Here is a 14,593-nt window from a genome sequence, read left to right as displayed (position 1 = left end):
CTTCTTAAGTCGCCATTGCTTTAGCATCTTGCATTGATCTTATGCACTTTCGAAATTCAGGTTTATATCAATTAATTTCTTAAACCACCATAATATATTTACTTGTTCTATTATCGAAAGCAGGCCATGTTCCTTCAAGAATATCTACTATTTTATTATTAATATCAATATTCTCGATTGACCCTGTAAGATAATTTACTTTATTTGTATTTTTTTTATCAATTGAACTATAAATCACTTGTTCAGCATCACAAACAACTGCTAAGTTCGGGTTATGTGTAACAATAAATATTTGTCTTCTATTTTTCGCTTCTTTGATACATGGAACTAATAGTTCAAATACAGATTGATTATCTAAGTTTTCTTCAGGTTGATCTATTAATAAAGGTCGGTCATCAAGATCAACCAAGAGATAAAACATTAACAACAATGCACCCTTTTCTCCTGGCGAAAGTTTGTCAATTTCTTTATCTCCAAGCTTCAAAGCATAGATTGGTGATAAATAGGTCAAGTTAAACAAAAAATTATATAGCTCTTGTTTTGTTATTCCTTTTCTAAGCTGTGACTCAACAGGTACGTTAGGTTTAGAAGAATCTCTTTGATCAGTTTCTAAATTTAGTATAACTTCATCGATGAAAGACAGGATGGAATTAAAGTCAATAAATTCATATCTATCAATAATATCCTTTAACCTTCTATTACCGTCTTCAGCTCCATAAAAAGACCCCCTGGAGTTACCTACCAATTTAAAGAATTCTTCCACAAATGAGTTTAGTACCATTGATACTTCAAAATTTAGTTGATATTTTTCGCGAATTAAATGGTGGTCACTTATTGCATTTTGAACAGGATTATAAAGCTCTTGATAAGTTGATATTAGTTTTTGGATCAAATCAAATATTTGGTTTGAAAGGTGTCTTCTAGATTTTTGGGCCTCTACCAGCTTTTGTGGTAACACTGAATCAAGTTCATAAAGTTGGTTTCGTATGTAAGTTAGAGAATTTGGTGTAAACACATCCCCCATTAATTCCTTTTCTACTTTTCTCCAATCCTCAATTTTTCCCAAATATTCTTGGTAAAGTTTATTTGGTCTATCAAGCTTGTCTTCCAGTTGTCTTAAACTTTCGTCAAGTAATCCATATACAATATTGTATGCTCCACCAGAGTTTCCATCTAAATATTGAGCAAGTTTATCGAGCTGCTTTTCAATTTCTTCTTGATTAGACAGAAGTGAAGATTTATCTACTTTAACAGTAATAATTTTTTCTTGGTTTATCCCCAACAACTCTAAATCTCCACCTAAATCTTTGGATAATTTATCAAATTGCAATGTAAAGTTATCAATTTTCCCCAGAATGCTTTTTACTGCTTCTTGTTTCTTAGCCAGAAACACTCTTTCTTCTACTTTTCTATACCTGTCTTCTTGAAGCTTTGCCTTTTCAGAGTTTAACAAGTCTACTTTTTGGGTCAGTTCAGCATAACCAACATTCCCTTGATTATCACTTAATGGCTTCTCTACCTCTTCTGGCATCGTCTTTAAATGTTGATCATACTCGATTTGTTTTGCTTTTAGTTGTTCATTTATCTGTTCTCTATAACTACTAGTACGTTTCATTTCTAATTCACATATTAACGAATTGACTTCATTAACTTGTCTTCTATAAATATTCATTTCTTCAGATAACTCTCTGGTTTTTAAATTCAATAATTGGTCAAAAGTTTCACAACCAAGTCTATTTTCGATACTAATATGAGAAAAAATCACTTTTTTTATTTCAGCATCAAAACTGTTGCCACTAGCAAGATTCATTTCATTACATAATTTCTCTAAATATTGCTGTGGAATGTATTTTACTCTCTCTACTTCAGTACTGTGCACATTTTCAGAAAGCTTTTTTGTAACTGTGTCTTCACTAGCCCATTTTAGTGTTGCTTCAAAGTGCTGTGAGAAATTGTTCTTTGAATTCCTGAATTTCTTATCATTTAAGAATTCAAACGAATTATGTGAGCAGCCCCCGAGAAGTCCAAGTATATCAACTAAAGCACTTTTTCCATTTCCTTTGTTACCGATAATAGAAACAAGTCCTGAATTGAACTTTACCTCACATTTATCAAACCAAGTTTCTGTTAGTTTATCGTTTATTTTATTAATAGTAATTGAATCTATAATTTTGGTTTTCTTTGTTTCATAGTTTACTATTTGTTCTGGCTTTATTCCTAGTTTTATTCTATCTTTTGACTCAGTAATCGCCTGTTTCAATCCTTTAAATGTCAAATCGGATTTAATCCACAGACTTGCCTTTGTGTGATACTCTCTGATCAGATGGTTGTCTGAGCAAATAATTAATGGATAACTTTTGCCTAGATGAGGGAAAACAATATTTTGGTAATCTGTCACATCTTCTAATTGTCCAACTTCGAATACATCTATAAATCCTCCTTCTATTAGATCTCTCTTTATTGCTTGTTTGTATTTATGGTTATTGCGAATGCTTTCAATACCGTTTGTTTTTTTACCCGCGTGTACTGTTACGATTCCACCTAGTTCATGTATTAGTCTGGACGATTCTTTAAAATCACAATAAACAAAATCGTCACCTTTTCTTTTAATATCAGCTGAGGTAATTCCAAGCCTTCCCTGTAATTTTACCGAGATATCCCCAATGTCTGAATCCTCTGGAAAAATCCCAATAAAATGTATCGATTCACTTCCACCGAGTTCAGACCTTAATTCAACACCTGGAAATACAGTAATCTCTTTTTCTTTCCCCAATCGTTGAAGTTCCCCTATTCTGTGTACATCCATTACGTGGTGATCTGTTATTGCAACAGCTTTAATCTCTTTTGCCTCAAGCATCTCTATTATCTCTTCATTAGTAACTGACTTGTTTTGATAATCAAATGAAGATGGAGTATGGAAATGCAAGTCCCATTTTCTCCACTTAGAGCCTCGAACGTCGTTCAATTGTACCCCCTCCTTAATATAGGTATATTATACCATCTAAAAAGTAAAAAGGCAGAGAAGGCGGCGTTGGAAATAAAGGCAGTTGGGTGGGTACGATTGATGATAAATTTAACAGATTGAAAATAAGACGGAGAACCCCCTTTATGTGGCTTTCCGTATTATTAAGATCCAAACACAGAACATATTTTTTCCTCGTTTGTGTAAAACACTTCCTGACGGCATAGTGAAGCTACCTGAATTAACACTCTATATGGCTTATTTACTTTTCTCACATTCTGTTTATTTAGTCCAATAGTCTTAATATCTACCCTATACTTTCTTCACTCGTCATCATAGCGCTTTATGCCCGCAAAACTGATTTTACAATTCATTACTATATTTTTAGCTCTGAAGCTGAAATAGCCCCCCCCCCATAAAACACCTTCACACTCCCACTCTCATTTCCCTTCACCCTCGCCTCAACCAGCTTCCCTTGCTCCCAGCTCATATCCACCTCAATATTCCCTTTCGCCTTCAGCCCTTTCACACTGCCTGTCGGCCACAAGGCCGGCAGTGCGGGCAGAAGATGAATCTCGCTTTCGTGGCTCTGCAGGAGCATTTCCGCAATGGCGGCGGTGCCGCCGAAGTTGCCGTCGATGACAAAGATATTCGCCTCGGCTCCGGCTACGCCGGGTTTGGAGTAGGTGAGCATGTTGTCGAAGCACAGCTCCCCGATCAGGTGGGCGATATGCTGTACGGCTTGGTCTCCGTCATGCAATCGGGCATAGAAGAGTCCGAACAGCGCCGCAGTAAATTCGATGTCTTCCAGGTCGGCCCGGCTGTTCCGGTTCTCCAGTGTCACTCGGGCTGCCGCAGCGAGTTCCGGCGTATGATGCGGCGTGATTTGGCTGCCGGGATAGAGGGCAAACAGATGCGACAGATGGCGGTGCTCCGGCTGCGCCTCCTCATAGTCCTCCAGCCATTCCTGCAGCTGTCCCTTCTTGCCGATCATCAGCGGAGGCAGTTGATCCAGCGCCGTCTGCCACTTCTGCTGAAGCTCCTCATCCACGCCCAGCGTCTGTGCTGCCTTCACGCAGAACGCCAGCAAATCCCGGACCAGGACCTGATCCATGGTCGGGCCCATGGACAGCTGCTGATGCCCATCCTCTGGATTGCCGGTATAAAAGCTGTTCTCCGGTGAATTCGACGGACCTGTCACCAGCCAGCCATACTTCGGATGTACCGTCATATAATCCATGAAAAAGGCTGCGGCCTCCTTCAGGACGGGATACGCCAGCTCCTCCAGAAAAGCCTGATCGCGGTTGTACGCGTAGTGCTCCATCATATGCGTCGCGATCCATAGTCCGCCCGTCACGTTCAGCCCCCAGGAGGTCCCCCACCCCGGTGACGCAAATCCCCAGGCATTGGAGAATACATGGGCCACCCAGCCTTCGGCATCGTAGTAATGGCGCGCGGCCGAGCGGCCGGCCACCGATAGCTGCTGGATATACCGCATGAGCGGCTCATGGCTCTCGCTCAAGTTCGCGGCCTCCGTCGGAAAATAGTTCATCTGGGTGTTCACATCCAGGTGATAGTCGCAGCTCCAGGCCATTTTGTTGGCTTCGCCGTCATTCCATATGCCTTGCAAATGCATGGGCAGGATGGAGTCTTGCCGTGACCCGCTAATCGTCAAGTACCGGCCGTATTGATAAAACAACGCAAACAACGCCGGATCGTCCCAGTTGCCCTGCTTAAACCTGCCGATCCGCTCGTCCGTAGGCAGACTGGCATGCTCGGAGCTTCCCAGGTTCAATCGTACACGGGCATACAGTGGCTGATAATCCGCCAGATGCTTGGCTCTCAGCGCGTCATATCCCAGCAGCACAGCCTGCTGCAGCTGCAACGCGCTTTTCTCACGCCAGCTCTCACCTTCTTGACGGTAATCCGTATTCACCGCAAAATAAATCGCCGCCTCATCCGTCCCGGATACGCTTATGGTGTCATCCGTGCAGCTCACCTGCCCGCCTTCCGTTACGACGCGCAGCTGGCCTTGGCAGGACACCCCGCACTCCCCATTGGTATGTACGCTTTCCAGCGCCTGTCCCTGGAATTCAATCGTATCCTTCCCTGTTACGACAGCATGAAAAGGACCATTCTCGCCACGAATCGAAATCCGGAATGATACACCTGACGAGCCCTGGCTGCTGCGGATCCGCGCAACAATGACCTGATCGGCGTGGGAAGCAAAAACCTCTCGCGTCATCTCCGCTCCATCGATCTCGCAAACAGAACGTGCCACCGCCTCCTCCAGATCCAGTTCCCGATGGAACAGCGGCTCAGCTGCTGCATCTTGTCTCCTGCCCTCGGATGACTTCACGTTATGATCAAACTCCAGAACAACCTGGCATAGTCCCAGATTGGTACCAAAATTCAATTTTTCCGGCTCCAGGTGTTTCTTAGCTAGTCGATCGCCTTTGCGATAATCGCCCTGGAAGAAATGCTGCCGCATCTGCTCCAAATCCGCTTTGCTGTTGCTTCGTCCTTGAGGCGGCTCCGGCTGGCCAGACCAATAGGTGGTTTCGGAGATATTCCATATTTCTCTGTCAGGAGTGGATACCACCACATTCCCTATTCGGCCATTGCCGATCGGCAGCCCTTGCGACCAGCCCTGGGCCGGTTTCGTATACCAAAGCTTCATATCTGACATGTTGCATTCTCCTCTTCATTTGATTTTCCAGTATCGAGACAAGCACTACCCTTACAGCAAAAGCAAGAAATCGCGATTCCCGGATGGAGCCGAGAACCGCGATGAACTTGCAGTTGTTCATGATTAATCTATGTCTACTTGTTATGGATTAGGGACGATTTTATAAAGCTTGGATTCGGCCGCTTTTAGCGTCACATCCAGCGAAGAGCCAGACGCCGTCTGAGATTGGCCGCTCCATACATCCGTCACCGTATAGGACGCCGCCCCTTCCGAAGCGATACCGGCCCGAACGAGATCCACGGTGTGCTGTGCCGCATTTTGCGTATAGTTAAACACGGCTACATAGTGGGTCCCCTGATCGTCCTGCACGAATACGTTGGCTGCCTCCGTACCCGTGTTGCCTTCTACCGGCCGGAACGCCTTGCCCTTCATGGCAAGCCCGTTCACTTCAGGATTCGTCAACAGCGTTTCCATGTACTGCCGTGCCGTCGCATCCGTTACGTCATCCGAATTCAGGAAGACCGTGCCGGAGATCGCGGCCGCATTGACGCGAGACTGCGCGCCTTCGATCGATCCGCCTTTGGTCAAGTGCATATAGTCCGGATCGGTATAATGGTAGATCGTTCCGTTCTGCCACCAGCCGTACGTGAGATTGTTCAGCTGGTATTCCGTGCTGCCGATGCTGCCGTCGATATCACAGGAGATGCGGCGGCTGTGCGCATATTGGCTAGGGAACAGCGGCGCGATGGAAGCGCTGATGAACATGGAGCCGTCCAGCACTTCATTCACGTAAGCCATCCCTTGGTTATAGGCCTGGATGCCGGTTTGAACGCTAGGGTCATCATGCTTGCCTTCCATTGCCCCATGGCTCAAAAAATCGATTTTGATATATTCAAAGCCCTTGCTCTTGAACTTATTCATGTAATAATCGATCCGCTGCTTCACGCCCGGATGCGTCGGATCCACGGCATAAGCGCCGTCCAGCGTCGGCAGCACGTTGCCGTCCCAATCGCGCAGCACGATATCGCCGTATTTATATTTGCCGTTCGTCCCTTCGACTTCCTGCTCCATATTGTTGCCCCAGTACACGAACGGCGAATAATAGATGCCGGCCTTCTGTCCATTGCTGTGAATGAGCTGAACCAGATCCGTCAGCTGCTGATCCGTCATGTTATCCCAATAGGAATCGAGATTGATATAGATATCGCCATCGTTGTTGAAGGAAAGGTTCTGAATATGGTCTTTAAAATAATTCGAGACCGAAACTGCCTTGTCAAAGCTTAAATCGCTGGCATAAGCTCCCCAGCTGTTCCAGCCGACCGGAACGCCTTCAGGAATGTCCTCGCCAAAGGCTAACGGAGGCTGGATCGCTGCATTCACCTGGCCAAACGCCTCCAGTCCGGTCCGGTAATCCTCGAAAAATCCGACCATGATTTTCGGCGAAGCAATTTGCTTGCCCGTTACCTTTCCATGCGGGATCGTGTCCCACGTAGAGGTGGATGACGTAAATCCGCCATATACGCGCAGTTTGTTCAATTTATCATTCGAGCCGCTCCAATAGATGCCGGTCTTCCACGTGTCATGCGTCACCGATCCGATGACGAGACCGTTCCGGCTCGTATTGTCATAGATGGCCGTAAGCTCAGAGCTGACATACAGACCGTTGTTGAGGCCGGTATTCATCGACTTCGCTTGGTATCTGGACCAAGCATCATTGTCGAAAGGAACGACGAGAACCCGGTTATCGTCATAGCTGCCGATGTCGATACCGCCTCTCGCTTCCATCGCGATGGGTGCTATGTTCCCCGTAGATATTGCGGAATGATGGGAAGCGACTGTTTCCGTAAGCAGATACGGCCCGTCTTCATAGACGTAATAAATTTGGCTGAGAGATGGCATTCCCCCATCCTCATTCACGACTGTCACCTTGATCCCCTTGCCGGTTGCATCCTGGAACGGGGCCACTTGATTTTTATAGAATTTATGATGTTTATAATCTTTACTTGCAATCATCCGGTCGAGCTGGATCTCGCTGTATAACCCCTTGGCAACCGCTTGGCCGTTCCAATTGTATTGCGACAATCCGGTCGAGGTGTTGTAGAGAAGCTCATACGTCGGATTGGATACCTTAAAGCCGTTGGCATACTCGGTTAAAGTGATGGAGCCATAGCTGGTGGCTTTCTTTTGCTTGCCTAAATCGCCAATGCTGCCATCTGGGTCTGATCCGTCATCGCCGGCTGAATCAAAGGTCAGCTCAATCTTGTCAAAATCAGGAGAGTATCCGCCTGCGTCATCGAACAGAATCGTGTTGCTGCCCTGATTCAAGTAAATTTGAATCTGATAAGTACCGATCGTGTTCCAATCCGCTGTTTTCGGAAAACTGAAGTTTTCCTTCTCCGCTCCGTTCACGGAGATCGAAGCCGCGCGGGAATCCCCGGAGATGTAGAACATGTTCATATTGTATATACCGGCCTTATCGGCCTGAATCCCGTTAAACGTTAGCGTGGAACCGCCGTACAGATTGCCGGCTTTTTGCCCGCCTGAACAGAAGCCGCAATCGACCGCTCCTGCATTGCCGGTAAACGTGTTCTGAAAAGCCTCGGCCTCGTAGGAAAGGATGCCTCCGGCCGCCTGACTCGACTGCTGCGGTTCTGCCGAAGCGAGGGAACTGCCTAGCACAGACCCCACTAACAGAATTGATAAGAATAGCATGAATGGCTTTTGGAAGTATTTGAACGGATGAATACGCACTGAACCTCTCCTCCTTCTATTGATTTCGGCTTAATTTCAGGATTTTCGATTCGGCTGGCGCCAACTCGACCACAAGTGTACACTCCGCTTGACCCGTCGTGCCTTCCCACACATCCAGAACCGAGTAGGAAGCGTGCGCCTCGAGGCCGCAGCGTTCCAAGGAAACCGTCTTCTGCACGGACTCGGCCCCGTCAAAGTTAAATACGGCAATATACGTCGTTCCCGCTTCGCTTGGATGGGTCAGCACAAACGTATCCGCAGCCTGTTTCCCGAGATTCCCCTCTACGGGCACAAAGGTTCTGCCCAGTCTGGCAATCTCGATGATGGCCTCATTTCCCAGCCAGTTCTTGGCGCGCCATGCCGCTTCCTCATGCCGAAAGTCATCGCCCAGCAGCAGCACCGTTCCCGAGATCACGGACGCGGTCAGACGGCTTCGCCCTTCATGGCGGGTCGTCGAATCCTGGTTGAAGCTTTTATAGATCACGGCATGGTCCGGATCGTTATAACGGTACAGCGTATCGTTCATCCACCACCCGTGCGTCAGCGAGTTCAGCAAATATTCCGTATCCCGGATCGTTCCGAACACATCGCAGGAAATTCTGCGGCTGTGCGCATAGGAATAAGGGAACAGCGGGGCAATCGACAGGTTGATGAAGAACGGTCTGCCGATCCGCTCCGGGGAGAGTTTTTCCGTCAGATACGACAATCCGTAATTGTATGCAGCGATCCCCGTCGTAATATCCGGGTTGTAATGCTTGCCTTCCAGAGCCCCGTGAGCCATGAAATCCAGCTTGATATACTCAAATCCCTCGGAGACGAATTTATCCATGAACCAATCGATTCGCGCCAGGTTCCCGGGATGCGTAGGATCAATTGCAAGTCCGCCGTCAACATCCGGCAAAATCTCGCCATCCTGGTCGCGAAGCAGGATATCGCCATAGGTGTACTTCCCATCAGTACCCTCCACGGGGTTCCCGAACCCAGCCGGACTTCCCCAGAACGCAAAAGGCGTCCAGTATGTACCGGGTTTGTGCCCGTTCTCGCGGACTCTTTTCACGGCATCCTCCATCTCGGCAGGCGTCAGGCGATCCCAGAACGCATCGAAATTCATGTACAGGGTATCCTCGTTATGAAAGCCCTGCGGCTGAACCTCCCGCTTCAGAAAATCGCTCGTCGCCACATAGAGATCGTAATCCAGCGTGCTCATGGCGGCCGACCAGCTGTTCCAGCCGATCGGGACGCCGCCGTCCCAGCTCAGTGCAGGCGCTACCTTCGCATTCGCTTCCCCATACGCTTCAAGTCCTGTCCGGTAATCGTCGTAATCCCCGACCATAACCAGTGGAGATTCGACGCGCGTTCCTCTTACATAGCCATGTGGCTGGGAATCTCGGGTCATGGTGTCGGCCGCGCCAGCGTACAGTTCCAGTTCATCCAGCTTGCCTGCGGTTTCCCCTTTGACGCGAATGCCGGTCTTCCACACGTCATGACTGATCGATCCCAGGATCAATCCATTGCGGCTATCCGGCTGGAACAAGGCCGTCACTTCGTAGCTTTCCGTCTCCAGCGGGGCCGTCTCCGTCAGGTAGCGCACCCATTTGTCATTGTCATACGGCACGCGCAGCACATGCAGTGCTTCTCCCGGAACCGTCTCGCTCCCGCTCGATACGCTATCGGTTTTCACCACCGCGATGCGGTTTACCTTTAATTCCTCTTCACCGACGATGACGACCCGTGTGATGAAAGATGAAGCTCCCTCATAGACGTAAAAATGCTGTTCCAGGCCTGGGAGCAGATCGGATTCATGCTTAATCACGGCATGGATGCCTGTTCCGAACGGATCTTGGATCTTCTCCGGCTTCCCTATCATATAGTGGCGGTCGTAATGTCCCGTATGGTATTCCCGGCCCTGCCATCGAAAGCCGCTTCGTACTTCTTGCAAAGCGAATCCCCTGCTGCCTGCGTAGGCGTAATTGCCTTTTTCCAAATCCACCTCAATGGCCACCATGCCATTCGCCAAGCGAATGTGAGTTTCGGCATTCACCCCCACGTTCACCGCCGTATCGCTGCTTCCTAACATCTGTGGATTGCCTCCTTCTGCGTGCATCTGTGCTGCATTCAGGACGTTTAGCATCAAGCGCCTTTTACAGCTTGCTACCATTATAGAAGCGCGGGTAAAGCGCTTACTATACAACGATCTTCCGATCCATATCGGGATATAACGCATCTGGAGTGACCCATTTGTTAAAATGCAATATGGGCTGGACCGTGTTCATACGGAGTTTAAATATGTCATTGACACGACACCAAATGGTGGCCTAAAATCAAAGTATCACTAAATGGTGTCCAATTAGAAGTCAGGATGAAGATATAGCGATTGCCTTACCGATAACGTTATAAGAGGGAGATGGGATAATGAGTTTTTTTCAGGATATGTTCTCCATATTCAAGAAGAGAGAACTATCATTTATAGAAAGCCGCAAAGAATCAGAGGATGTCTATTCTTTTCTATTTGAAAGAGAGAAAGACTTAACCTGGAAGGCAGGGCAATATGGTTTGTTCAGCATTACTCATAAGACCATAAAAAACCCTACAAAACCATTCAGCTTGGCAGCTGCTCCTACAGAGAATATAGTTAAAATAACAACGCGTATCAGTGATGATCCCAGTGATTTTAAAAAAGCTCTATTAGAATTAAAGCAGGGAATGAAGGTTAAAATGAGCGGCCCTGTCGGTTCTTTTTATATGCAAGATAACAGTCCCTCGCTTCTGATCGCAGGCGGAATTGGAATCACACCATTTCGGTCGATCCTTAAACAATTAGAGGCAGAAGGGAATCATGACGGGAAGCAAAGAAAGCTGCTCTATTTGGATGGCAAAAAGTCTTATATCTTCAAGAATGAGCTAGATGAAATGGCTAACCATCCTTCATTAACTGTGACTTATCTTGATTCAAGAGAATGACTTGCATCAGGAAATCGATACGTTTAACACCTTATATAAAAACAATGGAAAATACTTTATTGCGGGCCCGAAGTCATTGGTCGATTCTATTTCCAGCCATTTGCAGAGTAATCAGATTTCTAAGCGAAATATCAAAAAGGATGCCTTTTTTGGGTATTAGTTTAGAATGAACATTAGAGATTAACACTAACTCTCTAATCGAGTGATCGTCATTTCCAGGTATATCTGAAAATTTCACTTATAAAATCATGAAGCAGAGGTGGTGAAATTAACGGCGGTCCCTTCATCCATCATTAGATGACTAACAACAAAATTAGACTTTTAGGAGGGTTGTCGTGATTGAGAATAATCCGTCCCGCGATGTATTTGACGCGATTGCAGATCCCACTAGGCGTCAACTGATTCATCTGTTATCACAGGCAGAGGAGAAACCGCTTCACGAACTAAAGGCACAATTTTCAATGGGCCGTACAGCGGTATCCAAGCATTTGACTATCCTTAAAGAGGCCGGGCTGGTGCTCGACCGGAAAGTAGGCAGAGAAACGCGATTTAAGCTAAACCCCGATCCGCTTAGAGAAGTTCAAGATTGGGTGGCTTTCTACAGCAAATACTGGACTACAAATATGCTGCGCTTGAACCAGCTGTTCGAGGAGGAAGAAGAATGAGTTTAATCTTATCCATGGATTTTCAGTACACGACATCGATCGAGAAGGCTTGGGCTGCCTTAACCGATTCAAGTAAGTTAGCAAAGTGGATCACGGAAAATGATTTTAAGCCTATCGTTGGACATCGTTTTCAGTTTCGCCATGAGCCGTCCGAATATTGGGATGGAATCGTTGACGGCGAAGTACTTATCGTAGAACCGCCCAATCGGTTGTCCTATTCTTGGGCTACCGGAGACGAGCGGCATACCGTCACCTGGACGCTGCAAGATTTAGGCGACGGCAAGGTTAACCTTCATCTCGAACAAACGGGCTTCTCCCATGTTCATGGACTCGAAGGCGCCAGATATGGCTGGAGTGAGTGGTTCGGCAAGTTTGAAAACGCGTTGGATCAATAACAGGCGTTCAACCCTGCTTGACTCGAATCAAGATAAACCGGCTGCATGTTTGCAGCCGGTTTATCTTGATGTCTACTTCAGACCATCTGACAAGCTCTTGTCTTTTCGGGTCAAGAATGCAATGAACTTCCCTTGAATAATTTTGATGCTGCAAGATACCTTAATTAAAGGTCATCCATGCCGTACTTCCTAGAATCTCGAAATTCTGCTTGAACCAGAAATTCCGTGATTTATCCAGGGTATAGACATACATTTTTTTGTTAGGATACTTTGCTTTGAGCCAATTCATGAAGAAAGCCGCGTACCCTTTGTTTTCGAATTCTTTGAGTACATCCAAGGCTTGGATAAAGATAAAATCCTTCTTATTCTTGACATCAATATAGAAGTCCTTCTCCAAATACCGCTCATCGGCGCTAAAATAATCTTGTTCGGCCTTCTGCATGGGCTGCTTCCCGTTATCGTATTCCCACACGACTCCGTACCCTACCATCTCATCTTCCGCCTCAATGATATAGATTTCTTCCGGTAATTCCGCTAGGTCCATCGTGCTCAGTTCCCCTGCATGATAAGCCGATGTAATTTCACTTAAACATCGCTGCATTTCTTGATCAAATGACTTTGTAATCATCGTTGGCATTCTCTATTCTCCTTATGATCCATTAGCAAACATCTTCAAATCAAAAAGGCAGGGCTAACATACGTTCCCTGCTTCTCCAGTAGAATGTGTATGGGTTATTGTCCCTCGCAATTCTACCACAGATTCAGCGGTACGTAACCGTTCAACCCCTGATAGCTAATTCATTGAAAGATCACGTCAACCACCTTGGTCAATACCACGCACTCTATGACAAAGATCCCTAAACAACAAAAATAGAATACGGACAGCTTCAGCTCTCCAAATTGATCCTTCCAAAAACGTCTGCGGAACAAGGAGATGATATCCGGCGTCAACGAATACTTTACCGACTGCTTCAGATCATCCACATCATCGAAAATCCTTCTGAAAATCCACTTGTATATCGGAATGTTAAGAATAAACAAGACCACATACATTAGAAATTCCACGAGGCCACATCACCGTCCTAGCCTATACATGCTTCCACCAGATCCCCGCGCATTCCGGCACGGTTGACCATTGGTTCGCCTGAATCTTGTCCGTCAGCTCTTCTCCGAAAAAGAATCCCGTGTGATGCAGCGCCTCTTCTACTGTTTCAAAAACATAATCCGTTCGAATCCACTGATGGTTAAATCGTCATGACTCGAATCGGCCAGATAACTAATGCTCCAGCCCGATACGATCAGATCCACACTCGATGAATCAATCGGCAGGCTGCGATGATCAGCGACTACGGTCGTCCAATTACGAGAATTATAGGCTTCAGACAATTTATTATCCAAAATATCCAGCATCGGCTGCGCTATGTCAGTACATATCAAAGATCTGGCGTCTCCAGCTAGCAGCATAGATAATCGCCCTGATCCTGCCCCCAAATCAAGTACATCCAGCCCCTCGAATGGCTTTTTTTCATAAATAACCCCCGCTAAATCAGGCTGCTTGCTAATCATGGCCTCATAAGCTTCGGCCTGCTTATCGTATATCCCGTTCGTTGACATACCATGCTCCTCCTATCCACCTGGATTACTGATTTAATTCTCCGCAGAGGTTCCTTGACTTGTGTTTATGAGTCCTTCAATCAACTTGTACAAAAAGCACAGTAGAAGCGAAAAGGCCATCATCATGAAGTACGTGTTTACATTAAAAAATTGATTATTCATATGTATCGATAAAATACCGGACGTAATGGATTCGATATGTGTCCAATCGACTTTACCATATTCCGATTCGAATGCCTCCGCTTGAATTTGTCTATAGACTTCGAGTCTTCGGAGCTGATATACATAACCCACTATAATATAGCCAGCCAGGGTAAAGATCAACAAACTTAACGAGATGAGGGACATCTTTACATCTTTGAATACACGAATCCATTGAATGACCAGCACAAGAAAAAGTATGCTCAGAGGGATGAACAGCAGAATTGCAGGATTGCCGTTCCCCGAACTCGTGCCGAGTTTAGGTGTCATCGCATTCCCGAATAGAACCACGAGCAGACAGAGAAGCGCACTTATAAACAGCCAGATGAATCGTTTTATCTTCAATGTTTATCCC

The 14,593-nt window shown here is 46.3% G+C and carries 10 protein-coding genes and 1 pseudogene; 3 read left to right on the top strand and 8 right to left on the bottom strand.

What is annotated here, in order from left to right:
- Positions 1 to 79: 79 nt before the first annotated feature.
- From ACPV3A_RS22635 to ACPV3A_RS22620, 4 genes are all read right to left on the bottom strand, one after another.
- A complete protein-coding gene (locus ACPV3A_RS22635; RefSeq protein ID WP_426201312.1) occupies positions 80 to 2,965 on the bottom strand; it encodes a TrlF family AAA-like ATPase in 2,886 nt (961 codons plus the stop codon).
- A gap of 373 nt (positions 2,966 to 3,338) precedes the next feature.
- On the bottom strand, positions 3,339 to 5,651 hold the full coding sequence (locus ACPV3A_RS22630) for a glycoside hydrolase family 95 protein (protein WP_426201310.1): 2,313 nt from the start codon (positions 5,649 to 5,651) through the stop codon (positions 3,339 to 3,341).
- Positions 5,652 to 5,792: 141 nt separating this feature from the next.
- A complete protein-coding gene (locus tag ACPV3A_RS22625) occupies positions 5,793 to 8,402 on the bottom strand; it encodes a carbohydrate-binding protein (protein WP_426201308.1) in 2,610 nt (869 codons plus the stop codon).
- A 16-nt stretch (positions 8,403 to 8,418) separates the two neighbouring features.
- Entirely contained in the window at positions 8,419 to 10,479 is a 2,061-nt protein-coding gene (locus ACPV3A_RS22620; protein WP_426201306.1) for an alpha-galactosidase, read from the bottom strand.
- Positions 10,480 to 10,814: 335 nt separating this feature from the next.
- On the opposite strand from ACPV3A_RS22620, the pseudogene ACPV3A_RS22615 reads away from it, so the two are divergent.
- The 3 genes and pseudogenes from ACPV3A_RS22615 (at position 10,815) to ACPV3A_RS22605 (ending at position 12,423) form a co-directional block, all read left to right on the top strand.
- Positions 10,815 to 11,523, top strand: a pseudogene (locus tag ACPV3A_RS22615) (FAD-dependent oxidoreductase).
- Between the two features lie 175 nt (positions 11,524 to 11,698).
- Positions 11,699 to 12,028, top strand: coding sequence for an ArsR/SmtB family transcription factor (locus ACPV3A_RS22610; protein WP_194543732.1), 330 nt, complete (start codon positions 11,699 to 11,701; stop codon positions 12,026 to 12,028).
- On the top strand, positions 12,025 to 12,423 hold the full coding sequence (locus ACPV3A_RS22605) for an SRPBCC family protein (RefSeq protein ID WP_071219891.1): 399 nt from the start codon (positions 12,025 to 12,027) through the stop codon (positions 12,421 to 12,423). Before ACPV3A_RS22610 ends, ACPV3A_RS22605 begins: the two co-directional genes overlap by 4 nt.
- Before the next feature lie 160 nt (positions 12,424 to 12,583).
- Here ACPV3A_RS22605 and ACPV3A_RS22600 read toward each other — a convergent pair whose 3' ends face one another.
- The 4 genes from ACPV3A_RS22600 to ACPV3A_RS22585 all read right to left on the bottom strand — a co-directional run bounded on the left by ACPV3A_RS22600 (position 12,584) and on the right by ACPV3A_RS22585 (position 14,583).
- A complete protein-coding gene (locus ACPV3A_RS22600) occupies positions 12,584 to 13,060 on the bottom strand; it encodes a GNAT family N-acetyltransferase (RefSeq protein WP_426201303.1) in 477 nt (158 codons plus the stop codon).
- Positions 13,061 to 13,221: 161 nt separating this feature from the next.
- On the bottom strand, positions 13,222 to 13,488 hold the full coding sequence (locus tag ACPV3A_RS22595) for a hypothetical protein (protein ID WP_194543735.1): 267 nt from the start codon (positions 13,486 to 13,488) through the stop codon (positions 13,222 to 13,224).
- Positions 13,489 to 13,626: 138 nt separating this feature from the next.
- Positions 13,627 to 14,037 (bottom strand): class I SAM-dependent methyltransferase, encoded by a 411-nt coding sequence (locus tag ACPV3A_RS22590; RefSeq protein ID WP_426201301.1) that lies wholly within the window; start codon positions 14,035 to 14,037, stop codon positions 13,627 to 13,629.
- A 33-nt stretch (positions 14,038 to 14,070) separates the two neighbouring features.
- Positions 14,071 to 14,583, bottom strand: coding sequence for a hypothetical protein (locus ACPV3A_RS22585; protein WP_426201299.1), 513 nt, complete (start codon positions 14,581 to 14,583; stop codon positions 14,071 to 14,073).
- Positions 14,584 to 14,593 lie beyond the last annotated feature (10 nt).

Origin of the sequence: Paenibacillus sp. Dod16, from assembly GCF_049893405.1 — a bacterium.
Taxonomy (GTDB): Bacteria; Bacillota; Bacilli; order Paenibacillales; family Paenibacillaceae; genus Paenibacillus_AQ.
Note: the sequence above shows the minus strand (reverse complement) of the source record. Positions and strands in the feature narration are given on the sequence as shown.

Excerpts from the sequence above, each read along its gene's own strand:
- ACPV3A_RS22590 (WP_426201301.1), bottom strand. The coding sequence starts at position 14,037 with ATGTCAACGAACGGGATATACGATAAGCAGGCCGAAGCTTATGAGGCC.
- ACPV3A_RS22630 (WP_426201310.1), bottom strand. The coding sequence starts at position 5,651 with ATGTCAGATATGAAGCTTTGGTATACGAAACCGGCCCAGGGCTGGTCG.
- ACPV3A_RS22605 (WP_071219891.1), top strand. The coding sequence starts at position 12,025 with ATGAGTTTAATCTTATCCATGGATTTTCAGTACACGACATCGATCGAG.
- ACPV3A_RS22600 (WP_426201303.1), bottom strand. The coding sequence starts at position 13,060 with ATGCCAACGATGATTACAAAGTCATTTGATCAAGAAATGCAGCGATGT.
- ACPV3A_RS22620 (WP_426201306.1), bottom strand. The coding sequence starts at position 10,479 with ATGTTAGGAAGCAGCGATACGGCGGTGAACGTGGGGGTGAATGCCGAA.